This is a genomic window from Neobacillus oceani (assembly GCF_046237595.1).
Lineage (GTDB): Bacteria > Bacillota > Bacilli > Bacillales > Cytobacillaceae > Bacillus_D > Bacillus_D oceani.
Genome location: NZ_CP143543.1, coordinates 1,059,796 through 1,082,121 on the forward strand (window position 1 = coordinate 1,059,796; position 22,326 = coordinate 1,082,121).

Here is a 22,326-nt window from a genome sequence, read left to right on the forward strand (position 1 = left end):
GATTTTATAATACTAGTAACAAGGCTAGTGAGAGCCAGCCATTTAGGAGGCGTTATTCATGGCTTTTAACCCGGAAATGATGATGAAAAAGAACCCATATGCGAGGGATTTTAACGAAAACCCGTTTATAGTGATTTGGGAGTTGACGCGCGCGTGCCAGCTGAAGTGCCTGCATTGCCGGGCCGAGGCGCAGTATTTGCGCGATCCGCGCGAGCTGACATTTGAAGAAGGAAAGCACCTGATTGACCAAATATATGAAATGCAAAATCCAATGCTTGTGTTTACCGGCGGTGATCCATTGATGCGCAAGGACGTATTTGATATCGCAAAGTACGCCGTCGAGAAGGGCGTGCGTGTTTCGATGACCCCAAGCGCCACGCCGAATGTTACGAAGGAAGCGATCGAGAAGGCGAAAGAGGTTGGCCTGTCGCGCTGGGCGTTCAGCCTTGATGGGCCTAATGCGGAAATACATGACCATTTCAGAGGAACCGCTGGGTCATTTGACCTGACGCTCGAACGGATCAAGTATTTGCATGAGCTTGAAATACCGATTCAAATTAATACAGTTATTTCCCGGTACAATATTGATTACCTTGACGAAATGGCAAACCTGATGGAAGAGCTTGAATGCGTCCTTTGGAGCGTGTTTTTCCTTGTGCCGACAGGCCGCGGGCAGGAGAGCGACATGATTTCCCCGGTCCAGCATGAGCATGTGTTCAGGTGGCTTTATGAGTTGAGCAAACGGGTCAAATTCGATATTAAAACGACGGCGGGGCAGCATTACCGCCGTGTGGTTATCCAGCAAAAAATGCGCGAGGCAAAGGAGCAGCAGGGCGAAATCGAATATTTGAATGCCTTGACCGCCCACGGGCTGACCGGTTCAATAGATGGGCTCGGCCGGGCGCCGATGGGCGTGAATGACGGCAACGGATTTGTGTTCATTTCCCATATCGGCGATGTGTACCCGAGCGGGCTGCTGCCGATCAAGGCAGGGAATGTCAGGGAAACCCCTCTCGCCGAAATTTACCGTGAATCACCGATTTTTAAATCGCTCCGCAATCCAGATGAGTACAAAGGAAAGTGCGGCGTTTGCGAATTCCGCCATGTGTGCGGCGGTTCCAGATCCCGGGCGTATGCAATGACGGGCGATTATCTTGAGAGCGAACCATTCTGTGTGTACATCCCGAAAGCGCTAAGGGAAAAGCAGGTGCAATAGCAATTGCTTGTGGCCCATACCTTAAAGAGGGGGAGAACCTCCGTTAAAGGCGAACTCTCTTTTAAAAAACTTTAAAAAACAGGTTACACAGCGAAACGGGAAACCTGTTAACATAAAGTGAAACTTCAATCAGTGGGGGTTTCTTTATCCCCCACTGATTGTTAGTCCCGTTCTACTGCCGCTAATTCGCCAAAGTACGGCGATTAAGCGGCACTACGAACCCGATTGGTTCAACTATACCGCCAAAAGGCAGCGGCAAGTTTCACTGTATCTCACCAATCGGGCTTTTACGGGCAGTTGACCCCCACCTATATTCTTCGTTCATCAATGGAATCTTGTTGTTGTGGTCTTACTGCCCGTTAATGCGGGATAAAGGGGATGGCCGGACCGACATTCGCTCCGGCTGTCTTTTTGGGCTGGGTGGGGGGCAGGATGTTGGCGGATTTCGTTCAGCCTGGGCCAATTTTTACAAAAGGCAAAAGAAAAAAGGATGGGGATCCATCCTTGTTATTCGATGCTGCAGTATACGGCGGGGCAGTTTTCGCAGCCGATTTCGAGTTTGAGGTATTCTAAGTCGTGAATGGTGATTTTGCCTTTTTTGATTGAGATGAGGCCGTCGCGCTTTAGCTCACTTAAAATCCGGTTGGTGCTTTCGCGAGATGTGCCGCAGAAGTTGGCGAGGTCCTGGTTGGTCAGCGGCAGGTCGATTAGGATGCCGTCCGGCTTGTGGATGCCGTAGCTGTTGGTCATCCGGATGAGTGTCGAGAACAGGGCGCCACGTTTTCCATTCAATACGAGGTCGCGGAATTTTGTTTGGGTTTTGCGGAAATGGTCGCTCATCCATTTCATAAATTCGAATGCGAGTGTGCTGTTTTGGAAAATTTCCGTTTCAATGACGTCTTTGCGTATGGCAGCGATCTCGCCTTCCTCAAGGACTTTGGCGCTTAGAAGGTATTTCGGGTTGGACGTGAACAGGGTCAGTTCGCCGCAAATATCGTTTTCTCCACATATTCGGAGTGATAGCTCCCGTCCGTCGGAAGTAATCTTGCTGATTTGGATTTTGCCGGAGAGGACGATGTACAGTTCTTCCGCTTCCATCCCTTCCTGGAATAAGTAGGAGCCCCGTTCCGCACGGAATTTTCTGTCTGCGAATCGCAAAAGTTCTTTTATTTCGATGGAGTGGGTTGGTTTCATGGCCTTTACAGCTCCCATAGGTGCCACCTCTTTACATTTTTTAAATTGTCAGTTAGTTGTCTGTGATTTTTGTTACTCTCATTGTATATCAGTTTCTTCCTTAGGGACGTCGATAACAATGACAATATAGTGAAAACTGAAAAGCTCTTGCGGCTTTTGAAAGAAAAGTGAACTTTATTTGAATTCTTCATCCAAAGCGGTCCTCTTTTACCAAAAGAGGGTAAAGATGTGCTAGAATGTATAGATAATAAAGTTAACATTATGTTTATGTGGTTATTGGTATGTGTTTTTGGAAAAGCGTCCGCTCGGTCCAAGGGCTATTCTTTCGGGGCGGCTGGAAATGCTGATGGTTTCCTTAAAGCCAAGGAAGCGGTTTTGGCTATATCCTGAATATTGGAGCTGATAAAATGGAAAAATCCATTATAAAAGATAAGTTGAATAGGCCGCTGAGAGATTTAAGGATTTCGGTTATCGACCGCTGCAATTTCCGCTGCCAGTACTGTATGCCCGCGGATAAATTCGGCCCGGATTTCGTATTTTTGCCAAAAAGCGCGCTGTTGACATATGAAGAGCTTGAGAGGCTGGCGAAAATTTTCGTTGGGCTCGGAGTGGAAAAGATCCGTCTGACCGGCGGAGAGCCGCTTCTCCGAAAAGACTTGCCAATCCTCGTTGAAAAGCTCTCGAAAATTGATGGGTTAAGCGACATTGGCCTGACAACGAACGGAGTACTGCTTCCGAAGTTTGCGGAACAGTTGAAGACGGCTGGGCTAATCAGGGTTAACGTTTCCCTTGATAGCTTGAATGACGAGCTGTTCGGGGAGATTAACGGCCGGAATGTTGGTACGAAGCCGGTCCTTGACGGTATTGCAGCTGCAAGGAAGGCCGGCCTGGGCGTTAAGGTGAATATGGTTGTGAAAAAAGGCTTGAACGACCAGGAAATTCTTCCGATGGCTGAATACTGCAAAGAGAATGGGCTGCAGCTCCGCTACATTGAATATATGGATGTCGGCAGCACAAACGGCTGGAAGATGGATGATGTTGTTACAAAAAAACAGATTTATGATGTTCTGAAAGAGAAGTTTGAGCTTGAGGCGCTGGAACCTGCTTATTTTGGCGAGGTGGCCAAGCTATACCGCTATAAAGGGACCGATATTGACGTAGGGTTCATCACTTCGGTATCGGAATCGTTTTGCAGCAGCTGTACCCGATCGCGTCTGTCGGCGAACGGCCAGCTTTTCACCTGCCTGTTCAACGGCAACGGGCATGATATCCGCAATTTCCTTAGGAACGGTGCGACGGATGAGGAGCTTGCAGAGCGGATCGCTTCGATTTGGCAGGGGCGCGGTGACCGTTATTCCGATGAACGGACCGAGGAAACGGCTGCAAATCGGAAGAAAATCGAGATGTCCTATATTGGAGGATAAGTTGAAGAGGCTGAGCCCGGACGTGTGTCGGGAGCGGCCTCTTTTTTGAATTTTTTAACGGGGTGCCGATTGAACCCGATAATAATGCCGGATAACCGATAATAAAGCCGAGTAACCCGATAATAAAGCCGATTAACCCGATAATAAAGCCGGGTAACCTGATAATAAAGCCGATTAACCCGATAATAAAGCCGATTAACCCGATAATAAAGCCGGGTAACTCGATAATTAAGCCGGGTAACCCGATAATAAAGCCGGGTAACCCGATAATAATGCCGGGTAACCGATAATAATGCCGGATAACCGATAATAAAGCCGATTAACCCGATAATAATGCCGATTAACCTGATATGCCAAACGCTGGACTATTAATGAATGCTTTGGACCTAAACACCAATTCCAGATAGTAACCATTATTGGATTTATATAAAAAACAAAAAGCCTGCCGGGTTCAGTATCCGGCAGGCTATTGGTTTCCTAAAAAGCTTAAAAATACCTGGGGAACAGGATGTTGTTTTCAAGATGAACATGCATGAACGTTTGCTCTTCCAGCATTTCAAGCCGCTTGTAGACGAGGCGGTAAGTGCCGCATGCATCGGCTGGTGGGGTGAAATCGGAAGTGATTTCTCGTAGCTCCTTCAAAAGCGCGCCAGCATGATCATGTTCTTTTTCGAGCTCCTTAATGTAGTTCAAAGCATGCTCGCGGTCTTCAATCGTATTGGCATCCAACTGCCTGATTAAAGGAAAGACGGTTTCTTCTTCTTTAGCGACGTGCTCGAGCATTTCTTTTTTCAGTTCGTAATAAAGCTCATACACTTTCAATAGTTCCGGGCGGTGGCCGCCATGGACACGGGAAACCTTAGTGACATATGGGCTCAGGTTCAAAAATTCTTCGCGGAGTGGGTGGTGGTAATCCGCAATGACATGGTCGATGATTGTATCGGAGTCGGAATCGGTCCAAACCTTCAGGTCGGTCTCAGTGCTGCTGCTTTTTTCAATGACATCGGCCAGGTTTGCCATCAGAGTGCTGAGGTCGACGCCGCCAGCAGCGGCAGCATCCACAATCGGCGTTGCCCCGCCACAGCAGAAATCAATCCTTACACTTTTGAATACATCGGCTGTTTTGGGAAATTCATTCACGAGATCACGAACAAGGGTTTGTTCTGAGTATGTTTGTGACATATGTTTATATCCTCCTTGTAAAAGGTAATAATTATTTTCTTAGCTTAAGAATACGACACTCTTTTTGGAAACATGGTGACGCGCATCACACCTGAGAACTTTTTTCAATCGGAGCTTGATTTTGCCAATAAACGTTCACATTCCTTATTTGCCATCGAATGGGGTTTCGGCTACCCTTATAAGGGAGATGTATATATTGTTAAGGTACTGGAGATGATGGCATGGTTGAAATGAGGAGGCCGATAGCTATCGGCGAGGCTGTGAAGCGGATTATGGATTGCAGGCAATCGGGTAATACCGAATTCATATCAATTAATGAGAGTTATGGCCGTTTTCTTTCAGAAGATTTGGTCGCCACGAGCGATGTCCCCCATTTCACACGGGCCCCGTATGACGGGTTTGCTGTCCGATCAGTCGATACACAGGAAGCAGGGCTTGACAATCCCGTTGAATTTGAAGTGATCGACCATATCGGGGCTGGCCAAACGACTTCAAAAGTGCTCGGCGAAAAACAGGCTGTCAGGATTATGACCGGAGCGATGATGCCGGAAGGGTCCGATGCGGTCATAATGCTCGAACTCGTCAAAACGGCGGAGCGCGATGGCAAAAACTATATGACCATCAAGCGGAAAATCAAAAAGGGCGAAAATGTCTCCTTTCAGGGAGAGGATGCAAAAGAAGGGGAAGTGCTTGTAAAAAAGGGCACGTTTATTAATCCTGGAATCCAGGCAATGCTCGCGACATTCGGCTATGCGAACGTACCGGCTGCAAAAAAGCCCGTAGTCGGCCTTTATGCGACAGGCACTGAGCTATTAGGGGTGGACGAGCCGCTTGTACCAGGAAAAATACGGAACAGCAATTCATATATGATTGCCGCCCAAATTGAACGGGCCGGAGGGAAAGTGGAGTATTTCGGCAGCCTTCCCGATGATTTCGATACGTGTTTTGAGGCTGTCAAAAATGCGCTAAATAAAGTCGACATGCTTGTGACAACCGGTGGTGTTTCGGTCGGGGATTACGACTACCTGCCGGCCATCTATGAAAAACTGGGAGCGGAAGTTTTGTTCAATAAAGTGGCGATGCGACCAGGGAGCGTTACCACGGTTGCTGTACATAACGGCAATCTTCTGTTCGGGCTTTCTGGGAACCCTTCCGCCTGCTATGTAGGATTCGAGCTGTTTACAAGGCCGGTCATCAGGACAATGCTCTGTTCCGAAAGGCCACATTTGCGTAAGGAAATGGCAGTCCTAGATACTGATTTCCCAAAAGCTAACCCGTTTACCCGATTTGTCCGAAGCACCATTTCTTTCAAGGAAGGGCGGCTGTTCGCCACGCCAAGCGGGCTTGATAAATCCAATATTGTCATGAGCCTGGCCGGTGCGAATTCGCTGATGATTTTGCCCGGGGGGACGAGAGGGTTTGAAGCGGGCATGGAAGTTGAAGTGCTTTTGCTTGAAGACCAGGAAGGGAGCGAATGGCCATGGTAAGGCCATTCGTTTTTCAGCTCGCAGGGTACCAGAACAGCGGGAAAACAACCCTTGCGGAATCCATGATCCGGCTGCTTAAAGAGGCGGGGTTGTCTGTTGCATCCATGAAGCACCATGGGCATGGAGGCAAGCCCGACATTCCGGAGGGGAAGGATTCTAGCAGGCATATGGCAGCAGGTGCCGACGCAGTCCTCGTTGAAGGCGGTGGAAGGCTTGTCCTCCAGGCGGAAAAGAAATTATGGGCGCTTGAGGATCAAATAAACCTTCTTTGTGCGTTCAACCCTCATGTGATTTTAATCGAGGGGTATAAATACGCCTCCTATCCGAAAATCATCCTGCTCCGGAACAGTGAGGAGGACAAACGTTTACTTGAACTAGAAAATATCATCGCAGCCGTGTACTGGGATAATGAGCCAAAGGTCAATGCTAAATACCCGCTTTACCCACTATTGGACAAACAAACCCCTGGCTCCCTCGCAAAATTAATACTTGAGAAAATCGAGTGCCAGGATCCGCAGAAATAACTGATGGGGTCTGGCACCTTTTTTCATTACTTTGGAAACAACTCGAAACAAGTTATCGTAATCCAGCTTAAGCGCCTAGCCCCTCGAGGTCTTAAGCCGGTTCCCTCCGGAGGGCTGGCCCGTCCTCGGAAATGCCCGCATTTCCTTCGTGCGTGGGCGGATTCAGGGATGTCATTCAGTGTCCTGCGGGCCCCGTCTTATGCTTGTCGGGGCTGACCAAGGCGCTTACGCATTTTGTTTGTCAAGAGAACTTTTTTCGACAAGAGTTACTTTTGTCACTGAATTGTCACGTTTCCTTCGTTAGAATGGGAGATGGTTGTGGATTTTAGGGGGTTGATGGGATGGAGTTGTTACAATGGTTTGTCTGGCTTGTCTATCCTTATACCGTAGCTGCGGTTTTGGGGATGGGCATTGTATGGCAATATGATACTCAGGATCAATTTGGGAATATGCAGCGGAAGTCGGGGATGATTTTGAACAGGATTGTAAAGATGCTCTGGCTGCTGACGACACTAACCGGGGTCGGCTTAATTGTGTTTAATGGCGCAACAGGTGAATTGGCGGCCATGGCCGGGTGGATGATTGGCTTTTTGCACTTTAGCCCTAATATGGAGATTTTGAAACACGCTTCGTTATTAATGCAGATCCATGTGATCTTATTATTTACTTTTTTGCTGTTTTTCTCCTTCACTAAATATGTTTCAATCGTTTTTAAACCAATTCATTTATTGAAAACGTTTTCTTTCGGCAAGGAAAAACAGGGAAGCCATGCCAGTTGGCGAAGGGTTTAATCGATGTTGCCATTTTTGACACTTTTACGCTTCAATATGTGATGCATTTCACTTTGCTGCATTTTCCGTTCCATTATAGTGAAGGTAAGATGCTAAGCAAGAGGTGTTGAAAATGAAACTATTTATGCCAAAACAACATGGCGCATGGGCGATGGCCATCCTCCCATTCTGGCTAGGGGCTATCTCCGGCGGTTTTCTGTGGGAGCACATTCCATTCTTTTTCGGCTGGCTGTTGCTTTATTTATCAACGTATCCCATGCTTCTCCTTTTCAAAAGGAAGAAACTTCGCTTTCATACAAAATGGACGCTAATCTATCTTGTGCCGGCTATTTTTTTGCTGATGTTTCCGCTTTTGGAGCGGCCGTCCGTTGCATGGTTCGGAGTAATGATGCTTCCGTTTTTCGCAATAAATGCCTTTTTTTCGTCGAAAAATAATGACAGGGCCCTACTGAATGACATTAGCGCGGTATTTGCCTTCTCCCTAGCCGGAATTGCAAGTGCGTACTTGAATACCGGAAAAGTGAGCGGAGAAGCGTTTCTCGTTTTTACCGTTTCATCTCTTTTCTTTATCGGCAGCACATTTTTTGTGAAAACGATGATCAGGGAAAAACGGAGCATCCATTATAAGTGGATATCCTGGTACTACCATACGATTGTTGCGGCGGTTTGGCTCGCTTTTGGGCAATGGCTTGTTGCTCTCGCTTTCCTCCCAAGTTTAATGCGCGCCATCGGTTTTTATGGAAAAAGCCTTACGCCGAAACAAATTGGCATTTATGAAATTATTAACTCGGCGATTTTCTTCACCCTCATCGCCATTTGGCTAATAGTAACATAAAAAGGGAGAACCAAATACGCAAATATAAAGCCTGCCGGGCTATTGCACACGGCAGGCTTTTCTTATGGAATAGTGCCTGAACGGCGCTTACCCATTTTTAATCTATATTGCAGATTTCCTTCGGACAGTTTTCACAGTCGATTTCCTTTTTTAAATAAGCGAGCTGATGGATAGTGATGATTCCTTTATTGATTGAAATGACGCCTTTTTTCCGTAACTCGCTCAGAAGCCGGTTCACGACCTCACGGGACGTTCCGCAAAAATTGGCAACTTCCTGGTTTGTAAGGAGAAGGTCGATCAATATACCGTTGCTTGTCTTGACGCCATAGCTGTTCGCCATTCGAATCAATGTTGAATAGAGAGCGCCCTTTTTCCCGTGAAGCACAAGATCGCGGAATTTCGTATGTGTTTTCCTGTAATGCTGGCTCATCCATTGCATGAATTCTAATGCGAGCGCCTGTTCACTGGCAAGCTTTGCCTCAAGGGTATCTTTCATTATGACAGCAACTTCACCGCTTTCGGCCACTTTGGCACTTAATAAATTTCTTGGAGTCGAGCAAAATATATTCAATTCCCCCATCAAATCGCCCTCGGAACAAATCCTTAGAGTCAACTCTCTTCCGTCAGGAATAATTTTGCTGATTTGAACCAAACCGCTTAAGAGGACGTATATCTTTTTTGACGGTGAGCCTTCTTGAAAAAGAAACTGCCCTTTTTCAATTTTTTGAATATGATGGGTATACTTGAGCAATTCGGTCAGTTTTGCGGGCGCACCTGCATAGGATTGCATGTTAGCCACCTACTTTCTACACAAATTCTGCTGCTATCAAGGGGCAAATGTAATTTATTACTATAATTATATTGCTAACGAAGGAAAAAAACTATAGAACTGGATGAAGGTTCATACAAAAGTCATATTCGACATTATTTCTCGGGAAATAATGACAAAATATCCCCTTAATCAGCGGGTAAAGGAGTGGAATAATAAAGATAGGGGGCAGTTGCGAATGTCCCCTGATGTTGGAAGGAGGAAGGTAAATGGGACAAAATCGTCAGTTTAACCCAGGCCAAAAAGCGCCTAACAATGGTACTTATATTGAAATTGGCGATACTGGGAGCGGGGTAATCAATCCTAGGAAAATCTATCTAAAAAAAGGGCAGCCATTTCCGGAAGCTTCCAATCACGAAAGGAAATGGTCGTACACGAGAAAACCGTAGCCCCATAGGAAATAGAAAAAGCCATCCATCCCGGGTGGCTTTTACAGTCTTGGTGCTTATCTTTCATTAATTTTCTGAGCGGTGGGTTGAACGGGAACTATCCAGGGTATGGAGTTGTAATAGACAAATTTCTTTAAACAGAAATCATATTGCCTTTTTAACAGCTTTAGCCTGGGCGGCCCCGAATAAACAATGAAAAAGGTCATCCTGTTCGGGATGGCCTTCAACGTTTTTTAATGATTGTCCACGGGTTCATTAGGAATGATTGATGGTACAACGAGGATTAAAATGGTCGTCAGTACACCCAGTACCGCGGCTAGTTTAAAGTCAAACGCAACACCAATCATCGACGTTACCACATAAGAAAGCATTTCCACTAAAAGCAAAACCCAAAACAGAGTCCAGAAGTATTTCATACCGTCACCTCATAGCGTATTATCTTTCTCATCTTATCATATAAGGAAAAAAGAAGAAACGCAAAAAGGAAATAACGAAAAGGATAGGAAGGATGGAATTGAGGAAACACCCCAATTCATTCTTTGCTGGTTTACATACACTAATACTGGAAAATGGCAGAAGGAGTTTTCGTATGGATAACAGAAATTTTCAACTTGGGAATCAATGGAGCACTGTCTACTACCCTGTAAAACCGTCCGGCTTTGGTGTATTAATTCTTGGCGATGAAAGGCATTTTGTGGATGATGAGTCCAGCTTCTGGAACCAAAATGCCGGGAAACGGGAAATCCTCTCCAATCTTCGGGAAGCGGGCTATACGCTATTTACATCAAATCTTTACGGAAAGCACTGGGGTTCACCAAAAGCTGTCCTGCTTGCTACCTTGCTTTATGAAATCGTCATGAAAAATGAAATCCTCAATCCAAAAATCCACATACTCGCAGAAGGGATGGGAGCTTTGGCGGCGCTGAAACTAGCCGAAGAATTAAAGGGGAATATCCGATCGATTGTGCTCATCAATCCAATCTTGTCTCTCAAGTACCACATGGAACAGGAAAGGGAACACATATTTTTTTATAAAAAGGTTCTTGGGGAAATAGCCGAGGCCCATGATGTGGACAGAGCAACGCTGGAACGTGAAATAAAGGAGGAAAGCCTTCCTGAATTTGATTTCGGCGCCCCAATAAGGATTTTTCATATCCTGACAGGCGGGAGGGCTTACAAAAATGCGCGGGCCTGCAAAAATCTCCTATCCACCCTTCAACAGAAACCCCCAATCACTGAAACGTATATGCTCCCTGAAAAAGCGGGCCAGCTTGGGATGGAAATAGCAAAGTTCATGTCGAGGCATGAAAAGTTCCTTTAGCCTTTCATTCTTTTTTATCGTGAGTTGGACTGCTTCTTTTACCTAGTAGGACCAAAAGAAGATAAGAATGAACAATGGTGAAATTTCCAGCCCCGCCTGCATAGGATACTATGAGACCGGGCTGGAAGGAGGGAGATTGATGGGAGGAGTTTTGATAATTGGGGTATTTGAGCGGCTCGGCTTTCATCTGTGCAAAAGATTGCTTGATATGGGTTATGAAGTCGGTGGAATATCCTTGAATCCCTCACCCGATGAAACCGAGGAAGACATGGAACTTGAAATCGGGAGGAACAGCAATTTTGAAAAAATGCCCATAGGTGCTGTAGAAACACATTTCAATAGAGATAAAGTGGTTGTTTTTTCCTTATACGACCTATATACGGAGGGGAAAATTCCGCCTTCCCACACAGAAAGCCTTGGCAAGAAATTGGAAGAGCTTATTCGCTTGAATCATCATTGGCCATTGGTCGTGCTGCTGTTGCCCAATGGGCTAGGCCAACGCAGCGGGGAAGAGCAAAACATTAAGGCGATAAGGAAAGCTGCCGATCTTGCCGAGGCTTCGGCTGAAAAGGTATTGCGGGTAATCTTGCCGGTCCCAGGCACTCCCGGGAAGGATTTGGAGCAAACCGGAAAGAAGAACACGGCTAAAAAAGCCCGCACGCTGCCTACTGCCGGGGAAGAAGGGCCGGATTGGGATAAAGCCGCTGAATGCATTGCGCTAATGATCGACAAAGGCGATACGGGAACTCGCATACTCGAAGGAATTTACCCCACTCTTAATGGGCGGGGATGAACAACCAACTGATTTTTCCACTATTAACTGGCGGGTATTCCCCCAATAATGAGAAGTTCCCCTTTTCAACAGCAGAGTATGCCCCCAAACGATTTGAAGTTCACGTTTGACTAATCAACCCAGCTTAATAATAGAAGCAGCTGCCATCAACGGCAGCTACTTCTTTTTCCAGAACTGCTGGATGTAAGGATAAATATCGGCAAAAACTGGCCTAAGCTGGTCCGCCAGACCTACCATCCCATCAATGATCTCCATCAGCTGCATATAATTGATGGAGGTTCCCCCGGGAGGAGGCTCTGTCCCTTTCATACCATTTGGTAATTCGCCATTATCCCAGCCCGAACCGAACATCATCCGGGTAAAAGGATCGCCTTGGCGGACTCCCCGATTTTGATTCCCGTCCATTTTTCCCCTCCTTCCAAAACCATTCTCACTTCCACTATATGAAGGGAAAATGTAAAGGGAAGGTATACTCAATGGGCTATCCGGCAAATAACTATTGCAAAGTGCCTTTTTTATTTGATAAAATTAGTACCAAGTCATAATATTTGATAATAAAGCTACCATGATTATTTTATACAATAAGGAGATGGCCACGATGCGAGCTGGCATAGTTGGTTTAGGAAAATATGTCCCAGAAACCGTTGTAACGAATTTTGACCTCGAAAAGAGGATGGATACGTCCGATGAATGGATCCGGACGAGGACTGGCATTGAAGAGAGAAGGATTGCCGGGGAAAATGAAGATACATCTCATATGGCTTATGAGGCTGCACGGATGGCGATTGAGGATGCGGGAATAGCTCCATCCGAAATCGATATGATTCTCGTTGCTACTGTAACTCCCGACAGGCCGTTCCCTTCCGTTTCCTGTATGCTCCAGGAAAGGCTTGGGGCAGTAAATGCGGCGGCAATGGATGTAAGCGCAGCATGCGCCGGATTCATGTACGGCATCGTAACAGGAAAACAATTCATTGAAACGGGCGTTTATAAACACGTCCTCGTTGTCGGGGTTGAGAAATTATCAAAAATCGTCAATTGGGATGACCGGAACACGGCTGTACTTTTCGGTGATGGTGCGGGCGCGGTTGTGCTTGGGCCTGTATCCGGTGACCGTGGCGTGCTCTCTTTTGAACTTGGCGCAGATGGAACAGGCGGAAAACATCTATATCAGGATGAGTCCATCATTATGAACGGCCGTGAAGTCTTTAAGTTCGCAGTCCGGCAAATGGGGGAAAGCAGTGTCAATGTCCTTCATAAAGCAGGCCTTGAAAAGGATGACGTGGATTTCCTCGTACCCCATCAGGCAAATATCCGGATTATTGAGGCTGCCCGGCAGAGGCTGGAATTGCCTGAAGAAAAAGTATCTTATACAATTAGTAAGTATGGAAACACTTCGGCAGCATCGATTCCAATCTCACTGGTCGATGAAGTGAAGGCAGGAAAAATCAAGGACGGCGATGTTGTCGTCATGGTCGGTTTTGGTGGCGGGCTCACTTGGGGGGCCATCGCCATCCGCTGGGGAAAATAATTGTAGCACTGAACATAAATAGTACGGAAAAGGAGATGGCTTTTCGTGACGAAACGCAGGGTAGTAATTACAGGGATAGGGGCTGTAACCCCGCTCGGACTTGATGCCGAAACAACCTGGAAAAATATCGTTGCAGGCAAATCGGGGATTGGGCCGCTGACTCGGATCAACGCGGATGATTTCCCGGCTAAAGTGGCGGCGCAGATCAATGATTTTAACCCGGAAGAGTTTATTGAGAAAAAAGAAGCCAGGAAGATGGACCGATTCACACAATACGCGGTGGCTGCTTCCTTGATGGCCGTCAAGGATTCCGGACTGGCAATCGTGGATGAGAATGCCCACCGGGTAGGCGTTTGGATTGGTTCAGGAATCGGCGGGATGGAGACGTTTGAACAGCAGTTTGAAGTTTTTCAAAACAGGGGTTATAGAAGAGTAAGCCCATTCTTCGTCCCTATGATGATTCCCGACATGGCTGCGGGCCAGGTTTCCATTATGCTCGGGGCGAAAGGATTCAATTCCTGCACTGTGACCGCATGCGCCACAGGGACGAATTCGATAGGCGATGCGTTCAAGGTTATCCAGCGCGGTGATGCGGATGCGATGGTTACCGGTGGAACTGAGGCGCCGATTACGAAGATGGCTGTCGCTGGTTTCTGCGCGAACACGGCGCTTTCGACCAACCCGGATCCGGCAACGGCGAGCAGGCCATTTGATAAAAACAGGGATGGTTTTGTCATGGGCGAAGGCGCTGGCATTGTTGTCCTTGAAGAATTGGAACATGCGAAAGCCCGCGGAGCGAAGATTTACGCGGAAATAGTAGGATATGCAGCGACCGGTGATGCCTACCATATCACCGCGCCGGCACCTGGGGGAGAAGGCGGCGTCCGCGCCATGAGGATGGCCCTTGAGGATGGTGGACTTAATCTGGAAGACATTGATTATATCAATGCGCACGGTACGAGTACCGACTATAACGACAGATTTGAAACGAATGCCATTAAAGAGGTGTTTGGCGAACACGCATACAAGCTTGCTGTCAGTTCAACCAAGTCGATGACCGGCCACCTGTTGGGCGCTGCTGGCGGAGTCGAGGCGATCTTCACTGCCTTGGCAATCAGGGATTCGGTCATGCCTCCGACGATCAATTATGAAACACCGGATCCTGAATGCGATCTGGATTATGTAGTGAATCAATCAAGGCAAGGCGAAATTAAGGCTGCCATCAGCAACTCGCTCGGATTCGGCGGGCACAATGCAACGCTAGCCTTTAAAAAATATGAATAAGCTTTATCCAACCCGATAGGGCCCACATGAAAAATAACCAATCCAAACCAGTCTGTATATTCACATACAGACTGGTTTTTTTATATCCTGGATTGTGAATTTTCAACTATTGGACCCATAGGATAGAAAGAGGCATTTTCATCGGAGGGGATACCGAGATGGCAATTATCCGAACAGACGAATGGCTTGAAGAAGACTGGCAACGGCCTGAAGCAATATGCGAGCGGCTTAAACCATATTTTCCGGGAGGGAAGCCGAGGGAGATTTACCGGGAATTATTGTCTTTCGGAATGTATAAACCATCGGCAGCGATCGGGAAGGATGTACAGCTTCTTATAGACAGCAACACTTGGGCGAATGTGGAAGAAATCTTTAAAAAGTATCGGGGTAAATGGAACGGACCGGATATTCCAATCTTTATTTTTCCGTCCGCTAAAAGAACGGCCTTCCTACGTAAGGCACCACCGCAAAAATCCGGAGTCTCCTATCCAGATAAACTCTTTCTCTTTCTTCCCCACATTGAGGACAAAAAGGAACTGGATGCGCTGTTAGTCCATGAATACCATCATACGTGCAGAATAAATGTTATTTCAAAAGATGTCCGGGAAAACTCCTTGCTTGAATCAATGATTATGGAAGGGCTAGCGGAATATGCGGTATACCATGAATGTGGCGAAAATTACCAGGCGGAATGGTGTTCTTTATACAATGAAAATGAACTTAACCATTTCTATAAATTATTATTGCGGGATAATCTTGATAAAAAAAAGACAGAAAAAGAGCATGATTGGCTCCTCTTTGGCGGAAATGGAATTCCGAGACTTTTGGGCTATTGTTATGGTTACTTTTTAGTCAAAAGATATTACCAAAGTCACGGATTTTCGATAGAAAGTTCTTTCGAAATTAATGGTAATTCTTTCTTTTTTTAAAAGAATTTCCTTTTTTTAAATAGGAAAAGCCAATAAGGACGGGCTTTTCCTCCTTTTCCAGCATCTAGATAAAAATTAACAAATATTCCTTGCAATTGTAACAAATCTGTAATAGTATTTTATTTAAATATAGCGAATAGCCAGAAAATTTTTAAGTAAGAAGGTGTCGTATGAGCACAAAAAAAATCCAGCAAAGCGGAACACCATTACTGGAAGTGAGAAACCTGGAAACAGCATTCGATATCGATGGAACGTTCTATAATGCGGTCGACAATGTGTCGTTTTCGGTTAAGCCCCGCCAGATAGTCGGAATAGTCGGGGAATCCGGCTGTGGGAAATCGGTCATGAGCCTGTCGATCATGCAGCTTCTTCCTAAAGGAATTGGCAAGATCAAGTCAGGGGAAATCGTCTTCGATAACATTCATATAGAAAAACTGGACGAGAATCAGGTGAATAAAATACGCGGCAAGGATATCTCGATGATATTCCAAGAACCAATGACGTCATTGAATCCTGTATTTACAATCGGATCGCAAATACAGGAAGTCCTTTTAAACCACCAGAAAATCACCAAACAGGAAGCGCGCCAAAAAGCGATAGCGCTTTTGAAGAGCGTTGGGATTTCCAGGCCGGAGAAAATTGTTGATGAGTATCCTCACCAGCTGTCCGGCGGGATGAGGCAGCGGGTCATGATTGCAATCGCGATTGCCTGCCAGCCGAAACTGTTGATTGCGGATGAACCGACAACAGCATTGGATGTAACCGTACAAGCCCAGATACTTGAGCTTCTGAAAGAAATCCAGGAAGTCAATGACATGTCCATCATTCTTATTACACACGACCTCGGTGTCGTGGCGGAAATGTGTGATGAAGTCATTGTCATGTATGCGGGAAGAATCGTCGAACAAACCGACGTCGAAACGCTTTTCTATAATCCGAAGCATCCATATACAACCCTGCTTCTTGGCGCGATTCCAAAAATGGAGGATGAGGCAGACAGGCTTAGCTCCATCCAGGGAATCGTCCCATCGATTACAAACATGCCAAAAACAGGCTGCAGGTTTGCCAACCGCTGCCCAATGGCTATGCCGGAGTGCCAGACGGTAACACCACTTCTCGCGGACAACGGAGACGGGCACAAGGTAGCCTGCCTGCTCTTTGAAACAAGCAGGCCAAAGGAAGGAGCGATTAGCCAGTGAGCGGTATAGCAACAGAAGCAAGCAAACAGAATACCGGTGCCGGCAAGGGGAATTTGCTCGAAATCCGGAATCTCAAAACCTATTATCCTGTCAAAGGCGGTTTTTTCAAAAGGACCATCGGAAACGTTAAAGCCGTCGACGATATTTCATTTGAAATCAAAAAAGGCGAAACACTTGGCCTTGTTGGGGAGTCAGGCTGCGGAAAGTCTACAGCGGGACGGACAATCCTGAGGCTTCTGAAACCTACAGACGGGCAAATCATATTTGACGGGCAGGATATCACCAATATCAGCGGGAAGACACTTCGCGATATCCGCAAAGACATGCAGATGGTCTTCCAGGATCCATATGCGTCGCTTAATCCGATGCAGATGGTTGGCGATATTATTGCAGAGCCAATCTATAACTATACGAAAAAACCAAAGGAAGAGCTAAAAAGGGAAGTAATGGACCTTCTTGAAAGGGTCGGCCTACCTGAGGATGCCTATTACAAATACGCACACGAATTTTCCGGAGGGCAAAGGCAGAGGGTCGGTATCGCCAGGGCGCTTGCCTTAAGGCCTAAGCTAATCATTGCCGATGAGCCGGTATCCGCTCTCGACGTGTCTGTCCAGTCCCAGGTATTGAACCTGCTGAAGGATTTGCAGGAAGAATTTGATTTAACATTTTTGTTTATCGCTCATGATTTGAGCGTCGTAAAGCATATGAGCGACCGGATCGGCGTGATGTACCTTGGCAATATGGTGGAAATTGCTGAAAAGGACAGCCTTTATGCCGAACCGCTCCATCCTTATACCCAGGCATTGATATCCGCCATTCCTTCACCGGATCCAAAGAAAAAGAAGGAGCGGATCATCCTGACAGGGGATGTGCCAAGCCCATTGAACCCGCCATCCGGCTGCCCGTTCCATCCGCGCTGCCCAATGGCCATGGAGCAATGTTCGGTTACAAAGCCGGAATTAAAGGAGGTGAAGCCCTCTCACAGAGTCGCTTGCCACCTTTATTAAAAACACGAGGAATGCAATGGCGTTCTATGTGTTTTGCTAAAGTGTCCAAATTCCATTTTCTGGACGCTTGTAATACCACTAATTATATGGGGGGACCACAATGAAGAAGAATTGGTTATGGCTGTCTGCGCTGGTATTGGTTTTATCCATGTTCCTGGCGGCATGCAGCGGAGGAGAAAAGACAGACTCGAAAAAACAAGGAGACAACAAAGATAACGCTTCCGAAGAGCCGAAAGATGGCGGAACACTTGTTTACTCGCTTGACTCCGCACCAGAAGGAAAATTCAACCCGAACTTCTATGGAAATGCAACTGATGCTGAAGTTATTGATTTCTTTGATGAAAACCTCATCGATTATGATGAGAACCTGAAAGCACAGCCTCATATCGCTTCATGGGAAACAGATGATAACAAGGTTTACAAGTTCAAGATTAAGGAAGGCGTAAAATGGCATAACGGTGAAGAGCTTACCGTTCATGACTGGGAGTTCGCAATCAAAGTCCTCGCTGACAAAGACTATGATGGTCCCCGTTACGTCAACGTCCAAACCGTAGTTGGCGTTCCTGAGTACAAGGAAGGCAAAGCTGATAGCATCTCTGGAATCAAGATTATCAACGACTATGAAATGGAAGTTACATTTGACAAAGCACGCGTGAACAACCTTGAGAATTTCTGGTCATACGCAATGTCACGTAAAGAATTCGAAGGTATTGCTGTTAAGGATATGATGGCTTCCGAAAAGGTTCGTACAAAGCCAGTCGGCCTTGGGCCATTCAAAGTTTCGAAAATCGTCCCTGGAGAATCGGTCGAACTTGAGCGTTTCGATGAGTATTTTGGCGGCAAGCCTCATATTGAAAAAATTGTCTTGAAAGTTATCGACCCGTCCCTGACTGTCGGCGAACTTCAAAACAATACGCTTGACATGACTTCGTTCCACCCAAGCATCATCGAGCAAGTAGAAGCTCTTGACAACATTAATGTTGTAAAATACCCTGGCCTTTCCTATTACTATGTAGGCTTCAAGCTTGGTAACTGGGATGGCAAGAAAAACGTTATGAACGAACCTAAGTACCAGGATAAAGCGCTTCGTGAAGCGATGTACTATGCAATTAACCGTGAAGAGTGGGTTCAAGCGTTCTTCTTTGGGGTAGGTAAGCCGGTTAACCGACCTGTTCCTACAAACCACTGGATCGCGGCTGACAATAATGATCTTGAGCAATATGATTACGACCCTGAAAAAGCGAAGAAAATCCTTGACGACGCAGGCTGGAAGGATGTTGACGGAGACAATTTCCGTGAAGATCCAAATGGCAAGCCATTCGTTGTGAACTTCTCGCACTATGCAACACAAAACCCAACGTTCGAAGCCCGTGCGAAACAATTGACTCAGTACTGGGAAGATATTGGCTTGAAATCCAAGCTGACAATGACAGACGCTGGCCTTTACTACGATATGCTTGAAAAGTCCGACAAGAAGATGGAAGTATTCTTCGGCGGCTGGTCAACTGGTACAGATCCAGATCCATCCGGCCTGTGGAGGTCTGATGCGCTTTGGAACTACCCTCGCTGGGTAAGCGAGAAGAGCGATCAGTTGCTTGACGACGCTCTTGATATGGAAGTAGTTGGAACGGACTCCGAAAAGCGTAAGGAACTTTATGTTGAGTGGCAGAAGCATTTCATGGATGAGCTTCCTGCGCTTCCAATCGCGGAACTTGAAGAAATCGTTGCCCTTAACAAGCGCGTTAAAGGCGTTAAGTACGATGTTTCCGGTTCAAACCGCCCGAACGAATGGTGGCTTGAGCAGTAAGATGGCACTTCCCATCAGCCGGCATTGGCCCGCTGATGGGATAACCCGTATTACTACCGTTCAACCCTCAGTATAAGTTTGACAAAAACATGGTTGGTTGAAGCTAACCGCGGATTACCGCCGCGGTTAGTTTTAATTGCAAATGCCAACCGGAAATTGGGGCAGCCGGCCCTACCCAAAACTCTAGACTGCTGTACCACTGTTTTGAGGTGGGGCATTGCTGTTGAAAATTGAACGGCAGCCAAGACGCAGCAAAGGTAAGGAGAATGCATATGTTGAAATATTCGCTTCGTAGAATATTGGGAATGATCCCAATGTTGCTCCTTATCTCCATTGTGGTTTTTACTTTGGCGAAATTAATGCCAGGGGACTCCTTCAGTGGAGAAATAGATCCGAATAACACAGACCCCCAATACATTGAGGAAATGCGGCAAAAAATGGGGTATTACGACCCTCTTCCAGTTCAGTACTTTAACTGGATTTCCAATTTTGTTCAGGGCGATTTCGGAAAATCAACCCGTTTTAAGATTGATGTTGCAGATGTTATAAGTGAAAAGGTACCTAACACCCTTATGCTTGGAGGTACGGCAATCCTGATTACGTACATCCTGGCATTCTTAATGGGAACATATGCAGGCCGAAAGCCTTATACCATGGCAGACAACTTGATTGGTGGCTTTAACTATCTCGGGCTTTCAATCCCATCGTTTGTTGCAGGGGTATTCGCCATATATATCTTCTCCTTTTCGCTGAACTGGTTTCCGTCAAATGGATCAGTCGATATTACAATACCTAACGGTACGTTTGAATGGTATTTGAGTAAGTTACATCACGTATTGCTTCCTGCCCTTGTGCTTGGAATGCTTAGTACTGCCAGTTATACGCAGTTTCTGCGGAACGATATCATTGAAAACAGCCGCAAGGATTTTGTAAGGACTGCAAGGGCGAAAGGAACACCGGAAAAGCGGATTTACAATGTCCATATTTTGCGGAATTCCATTATCCCGCTTATTACCTTCCTTGGCTTCGATATTGTCGCCATTATTAGCGGCGCGATCATCACAGAATCAATCTTTACCTATCCCGGAATCGGCCAGCTGTTCCTTCAGTCAGTAAATACCAGGGATTATCCGGTCATGATGGCTCTGACCATGTTGTTTTCCTTTTTGACATTGGTCGGCAACCTTGTTGCGGATATTCTATATGGTGTAGTCGATCCGCGTATCAGGCTGGATTAAGGAGGGACAGATAATGGAAATTGCAACTCGAAAAGAATCAGAATTGAATGTAGGGCCGCCGAAAAGAAGTTTATCTCCACTGGCCCTTGCGCGTAAAAAATTCCTGAAAAACAAACTGGCGATGGTAAGCCTTGTTTTCTTATTGATAGTAAGTATCCTTTCATTCTTGGCACCATTTATCACGACCGCGGATGTTTCCCGGATCAATATTGGTGAAATGTCGCTTAAACCATCAGCGGACCATTGGCTCGGTACCGACAAGAGCGGAAGGGATGTCTTCACTAGGCTGCTGTATGGCGGACGTATTTCATTGATGGTTGGCCTTTCCTGTACATTTTTTGTCATATTCCTCGGTACACTTGTAGGGTCTATTGCTGGCTATTTTGGAGGAACTGTTGACAGCCTACTAATGAGGTTTACTGATTTTGTCCTGAACTTCCCGTTCCTCGTTTTTGTTATCGTCCTTAACGCAATCCTGTTTGGGATGGTCTCGGGGGTATGGGTGTTGGTTGGAACCATTAGTATTCTTAACTGGGGCGGGGTTGCGCGGATTGTGCGAAGCAAGATTCTCGCGGAAAAGGAAAATGAGTACATCACAGCGGCAGTTTCGATTGGTTGCTCACCTTTTAAAGTTATCACCAAGCATCTATTGCCAAACGTCATGTCAACGATTATCGTTCAGGCGACAATTTTGTTTGCCGGCATGATTGTAGCCGAATCCGCGTTGAGCTACCTAGGATTTGGTGTGCCACAGGAAGTCCCGAGCTGGGGAAATATGCTTTCTTCTGCAAATGAGCCGGATGTACTTAAAGGCAAACCATGGATCTGGGTTCCGCCGGCATTGATTATCACAACGACAATCCTTTCCATTAACTTCATCGGAGAGGGCCTAAAAGATGCTTTCAACCCTAAATCTCGAAGATAAAATCTACCATCCAAAAATGGTAGATTTTTTTTGTGAAAAAACCTTCCAGGGAAAGGGTGTACATAACCAAGGATAATCAATCATACATATGTGTTAAAGAATGCGGACATGCAGGAGGGTCGGCATGGACAGGAGAATCGGGGATTATGGCTGTTAGGTTGTTTTTCTTGCTGACGGGTTTTGGCATTTCGGTTTCCGGGGGTATCAGTTTAGTTGCATATCTGAACGTTTTCGCCGCAGGTATGGGGTATTGGGACTATCTTCAATTTATATCGGCGAAGCCTGAATGCTATCTACTTCCGATAGGCGTGACAATCGTCGCTTTAAGCATATTTCTACCCAGCCGAAATGATAATGAATGAAAGGATTCATCGTCCGAATAAGGAATAATTTAACTTGAGGCTGCCTATACTGATTGACA

Annotated in this window: 23 protein-coding genes; 18 read left to right on the forward strand and 5 right to left on the reverse strand. The window is 46.3% G+C overall.

Annotated features, from left to right (window positions below; translation table 11 throughout):
- Positions 1 to 58 precede the first annotated feature (58 nt).
- Complete coding sequence (locus tag V1499_RS05295) at positions 59 to 1,216, forward strand: TIGR04053 family radical SAM/SPASM domain-containing protein (protein WP_409274392.1); 1,158 nt, start codon at positions 59 to 61, stop codon at positions 1,214 to 1,216.
- 507 nt (positions 1,217 to 1,723) lie between these two features.
- Here V1499_RS05295 and V1499_RS05300 read toward each other — a convergent pair.
- Positions 1,724 to 2,428: a Crp/Fnr family transcriptional regulator gene (locus V1499_RS05300; protein ID WP_409274394.1), complete on the reverse strand. Its 705-nt coding sequence runs from the start codon at positions 2,426 to 2,428 to the stop codon at positions 1,724 to 1,726.
- 389 nt (positions 2,429 to 2,817) lie between these two features.
- On the opposite strand from V1499_RS05300, the gene moaA reads away from it, so the two are divergent.
- Entirely contained in the window at positions 2,818 to 3,834 is a 1,017-nt protein-coding gene (gene moaA, locus V1499_RS05305; RefSeq protein ID WP_316571101.1) for a GTP 3',8-cyclase MoaA, read from the forward strand.
- A gap of 486 nt (positions 3,835 to 4,320) precedes the next feature.
- Here moaA and ric read toward each other — a convergent pair whose 3' ends face one another.
- A complete protein-coding gene (gene ric, locus V1499_RS05310; RefSeq protein ID WP_409274396.1) occupies positions 4,321 to 5,016 on the reverse strand; it encodes an iron-sulfur cluster repair di-iron protein in 696 nt (231 codons plus the stop codon).
- 221 nt (positions 5,017 to 5,237) lie between these two features.
- On the opposite strand from ric, the gene glp reads away from it, so the two are divergent.
- From glp to V1499_RS05330, 4 genes are all read left to right on the forward strand, one after another.
- The gene (gene glp, locus V1499_RS05315) at positions 5,238 to 6,503 is read left to right on the forward strand and encodes a gephyrin-like molybdotransferase Glp (protein ID WP_409274397.1); all 1,266 of its coding nucleotides are present in this window, start codon (positions 5,238 to 5,240) and stop codon (positions 6,501 to 6,503) included.
- Positions 6,491 to 7,027 carry a molybdopterin-guanine dinucleotide biosynthesis protein B gene (mobB, locus tag V1499_RS05320; protein WP_409274398.1) on the forward strand — a complete coding sequence of 179 codons (537 nt, stop codon included), beginning with the start codon at positions 6,491 to 6,493 and terminating at the stop codon, positions 7,025 to 7,027. Before glp ends, mobB begins: the two co-directional genes overlap by 13 nt.
- Before the next feature lie 341 nt (positions 7,028 to 7,368).
- Positions 7,369 to 7,818, forward strand: coding sequence for a respiratory nitrate reductase subunit gamma (locus tag V1499_RS05325; RefSeq protein WP_409274399.1), 450 nt, complete (start codon positions 7,369 to 7,371; stop codon positions 7,816 to 7,818).
- A gap of 112 nt (positions 7,819 to 7,930) precedes the next feature.
- Positions 7,931 to 8,653: a YwiC-like family protein gene (locus V1499_RS05330; protein WP_409274401.1), complete on the forward strand. Its 723-nt coding sequence runs from the start codon at positions 7,931 to 7,933 to the stop codon at positions 8,651 to 8,653.
- 97 nt (positions 8,654 to 8,750) lie between these two features.
- On the opposite strand, the gene V1499_RS05335 is transcribed toward V1499_RS05330, so the two are convergent.
- Positions 8,751 to 9,443 (reverse strand): Crp/Fnr family transcriptional regulator, encoded by a 693-nt coding sequence (locus V1499_RS05335; protein ID WP_409274403.1) that lies wholly within the window; start codon positions 9,441 to 9,443, stop codon positions 8,751 to 8,753.
- 248 nt (positions 9,444 to 9,691) lie between these two features.
- Between V1499_RS05335 and V1499_RS05340 the strand changes: the two genes are divergently transcribed.
- A complete protein-coding gene (locus V1499_RS05340; RefSeq protein WP_409274405.1) occupies positions 9,692 to 9,871 on the forward strand; it encodes a YjzC family protein in 180 nt (59 codons plus the stop codon).
- 233 nt (positions 9,872 to 10,104) lie between these two features.
- Here V1499_RS05340 and V1499_RS05345 read toward each other — a convergent pair whose 3' ends face one another.
- Positions 10,105 to 10,287: a YjzD family protein gene (locus V1499_RS05345; RefSeq protein ID WP_316571093.1), complete on the reverse strand. Its 183-nt coding sequence runs from the start codon at positions 10,285 to 10,287 to the stop codon at positions 10,105 to 10,107.
- A 173-nt stretch (positions 10,288 to 10,460) separates the two neighbouring features.
- Between V1499_RS05345 and V1499_RS05350 the strand changes: the two genes are divergently transcribed.
- Together V1499_RS05350 and V1499_RS05355 are read left to right on the forward strand one after the other, a co-directional pair.
- On the forward strand, positions 10,461 to 11,192 hold the full coding sequence (locus V1499_RS05350) for a hydrolase (RefSeq protein ID WP_409274407.1): 732 nt from the start codon (positions 10,461 to 10,463) through the stop codon (positions 11,190 to 11,192).
- A 139-nt stretch (positions 11,193 to 11,331) separates the two neighbouring features.
- Positions 11,332 to 11,985 (forward strand): hypothetical protein, encoded by a 654-nt coding sequence (locus V1499_RS05355; protein WP_409274408.1) that lies wholly within the window; start codon positions 11,332 to 11,334, stop codon positions 11,983 to 11,985.
- Positions 11,986 to 12,141: 156 nt separating this feature from the next.
- Here the strand turns inward: V1499_RS05355 and V1499_RS05360 are convergent, their stop codons facing one another.
- Positions 12,142 to 12,390 (reverse strand): hypothetical protein, encoded by a 249-nt coding sequence (locus V1499_RS05360; RefSeq protein ID WP_409274410.1) that lies wholly within the window; start codon positions 12,388 to 12,390, stop codon positions 12,142 to 12,144.
- A 193-nt stretch (positions 12,391 to 12,583) separates the two neighbouring features.
- Here V1499_RS05360 and V1499_RS05365 point away from each other — a divergent pair, with 193 nt between their 5' ends.
- From V1499_RS05365 to V1499_RS05405, 9 genes are all read left to right on the forward strand, one after another.
- Positions 12,584 to 13,516, forward strand: coding sequence for a beta-ketoacyl-ACP synthase III (locus V1499_RS05365; RefSeq protein WP_409274411.1), 933 nt, complete (start codon positions 12,584 to 12,586; stop codon positions 13,514 to 13,516).
- A gap of 45 nt (positions 13,517 to 13,561) precedes the next feature.
- The gene (fabF, locus tag V1499_RS05370) at positions 13,562 to 14,800 is read left to right on the forward strand and encodes a beta-ketoacyl-ACP synthase II (RefSeq protein ID WP_409274413.1); all 1,239 of its coding nucleotides are present in this window, start codon (positions 13,562 to 13,564) and stop codon (positions 14,798 to 14,800) included.
- Between the two features lie 158 nt (positions 14,801 to 14,958).
- Entirely contained in the window at positions 14,959 to 15,729 is a 771-nt protein-coding gene (locus V1499_RS05375) for a DUF2268 domain-containing protein (RefSeq protein WP_409274414.1), read from the forward strand.
- 170 nt (positions 15,730 to 15,899) lie between these two features.
- Positions 15,900 to 16,928: an ABC transporter ATP-binding protein gene (locus tag V1499_RS05380; RefSeq protein ID WP_409274416.1), complete on the forward strand. Its 1,029-nt coding sequence runs from the start codon at positions 15,900 to 15,902 to the stop codon at positions 16,926 to 16,928.
- Positions 16,929 to 16,933: 5 nt separating this feature from the next.
- Positions 16,934 to 17,935: an ABC transporter ATP-binding protein gene (locus V1499_RS05385; protein ID WP_409276232.1), complete on the forward strand. Its 1,002-nt coding sequence runs from the start codon at positions 16,934 to 16,936 to the stop codon at positions 17,933 to 17,935.
- Positions 17,936 to 18,035: 100 nt separating this feature from the next.
- Positions 18,036 to 19,742 (forward strand): oligopeptide ABC transporter substrate-binding protein, encoded by a 1,707-nt coding sequence (gene opp4A / locus V1499_RS05390; RefSeq protein WP_409274418.1) that lies wholly within the window; start codon positions 18,036 to 18,038, stop codon positions 19,740 to 19,742.
- 272 nt (positions 19,743 to 20,014) lie between these two features.
- Positions 20,015 to 20,980, forward strand: a complete 966-nt coding sequence (gene opp4B, locus V1499_RS05395; protein WP_409274419.1) for an oligopeptide ABC transporter permease — start codon at positions 20,015 to 20,017, stop codon at positions 20,978 to 20,980.
- Positions 20,981 to 20,993: 13 nt separating this feature from the next.
- The gene (opp4C, locus tag V1499_RS05400) at positions 20,994 to 21,905 is read left to right on the forward strand and encodes an oligopeptide ABC transporter permease (RefSeq protein WP_409274421.1); all 912 of its coding nucleotides are present in this window, start codon (positions 20,994 to 20,996) and stop codon (positions 21,903 to 21,905) included.
- Between the two features lie 146 nt (positions 21,906 to 22,051).
- Positions 22,052 to 22,267 carry a hypothetical protein gene (locus V1499_RS05405; protein WP_409274423.1) on the forward strand — a complete coding sequence of 72 codons (216 nt, stop codon included), beginning with the start codon at positions 22,052 to 22,054 and terminating at the stop codon, positions 22,265 to 22,267.
- Positions 22,268 to 22,326: the final 59 nt, after the last annotated feature.

What these genes read in the sequence shown, in the direction of transcription:
- V1499_RS05295 (WP_409274392.1), top strand. Translation starts at nt 59, where the DNA reads ATGGCTTTTAACCCGGAAATGATGATGAAAAAGAACCCATATGCGAGG.
- V1499_RS05300 (WP_409274394.1), bottom strand. Translation starts at nt 2,428, where the DNA reads ATGGGAGCTGTAAAGGCCATGAAACCAACCCACTCCATCGAAATAAAA.
- moaA (WP_316571101.1), top strand. Translation starts at nt 2,818, where the DNA reads ATGGAAAAATCCATTATAAAAGATAAGTTGAATAGGCCGCTGAGAGAT.
- ric (WP_409274396.1), bottom strand. Translation starts at nt 5,016, where the DNA reads ATGTCACAAACATACTCAGAACAAACCCTTGTTCGTGATCTCGTGAAT.
- glp (WP_409274397.1), top strand. Translation starts at nt 5,238, where the DNA reads ATGGTTGAAATGAGGAGGCCGATAGCTATCGGCGAGGCTGTGAAGCGG.
- mobB (WP_409274398.1), top strand. Translation starts at nt 6,491, where the DNA reads ATGGCCATGGTAAGGCCATTCGTTTTTCAGCTCGCAGGGTACCAGAAC.
- V1499_RS05325 (WP_409274399.1), top strand. Translation starts at nt 7,369, where the DNA reads ATGGAGTTGTTACAATGGTTTGTCTGGCTTGTCTATCCTTATACCGTA.
- V1499_RS05330 (WP_409274401.1), top strand. Translation starts at nt 7,931, where the DNA reads ATGAAACTATTTATGCCAAAACAACATGGCGCATGGGCGATGGCCATC.
- V1499_RS05335 (WP_409274403.1), bottom strand. Translation starts at nt 9,443, where the DNA reads ATGCAATCCTATGCAGGTGCGCCCGCAAAACTGACCGAATTGCTCAAG.
- V1499_RS05340 (WP_409274405.1), top strand. Translation starts at nt 9,692, where the DNA reads ATGGGACAAAATCGTCAGTTTAACCCAGGCCAAAAAGCGCCTAACAAT.
- V1499_RS05345 (WP_316571093.1), bottom strand. Translation starts at nt 10,287, where the DNA reads ATGAAATACTTCTGGACTCTGTTTTGGGTTTTGCTTTTAGTGGAAATG.
- V1499_RS05350 (WP_409274407.1), top strand. Translation starts at nt 10,461, where the DNA reads ATGGATAACAGAAATTTTCAACTTGGGAATCAATGGAGCACTGTCTAC.
- V1499_RS05355 (WP_409274408.1), top strand. Translation starts at nt 11,332, where the DNA reads ATGGGAGGAGTTTTGATAATTGGGGTATTTGAGCGGCTCGGCTTTCAT.
- V1499_RS05360 (WP_409274410.1), bottom strand. Translation starts at nt 12,390, where the DNA reads ATGGACGGGAATCAAAATCGGGGAGTCCGCCAAGGCGATCCTTTTACC.
- V1499_RS05365 (WP_409274411.1), top strand. Translation starts at nt 12,584, where the DNA reads ATGCGAGCTGGCATAGTTGGTTTAGGAAAATATGTCCCAGAAACCGTT.
- V1499_RS05375 (WP_409274414.1), top strand. Translation starts at nt 14,959, where the DNA reads ATGGCAATTATCCGAACAGACGAATGGCTTGAAGAAGACTGGCAACGG.
- V1499_RS05380 (WP_409274416.1), top strand. Translation starts at nt 15,900, where the DNA reads ATGAGCACAAAAAAAATCCAGCAAAGCGGAACACCATTACTGGAAGTG.
- opp4A (WP_409274418.1), top strand. Translation starts at nt 18,036, where the DNA reads ATGAAGAAGAATTGGTTATGGCTGTCTGCGCTGGTATTGGTTTTATCC.
- opp4B (WP_409274419.1), top strand. Translation starts at nt 20,015, where the DNA reads ATGTTGAAATATTCGCTTCGTAGAATATTGGGAATGATCCCAATGTTG.
- opp4C (WP_409274421.1), top strand. Translation starts at nt 20,994, where the DNA reads ATGGAAATTGCAACTCGAAAAGAATCAGAATTGAATGTAGGGCCGCCG.
- V1499_RS05405 (WP_409274423.1), top strand. Translation starts at nt 22,052, where the DNA reads ATGGCTGTTAGGTTGTTTTTCTTGCTGACGGGTTTTGGCATTTCGGTT.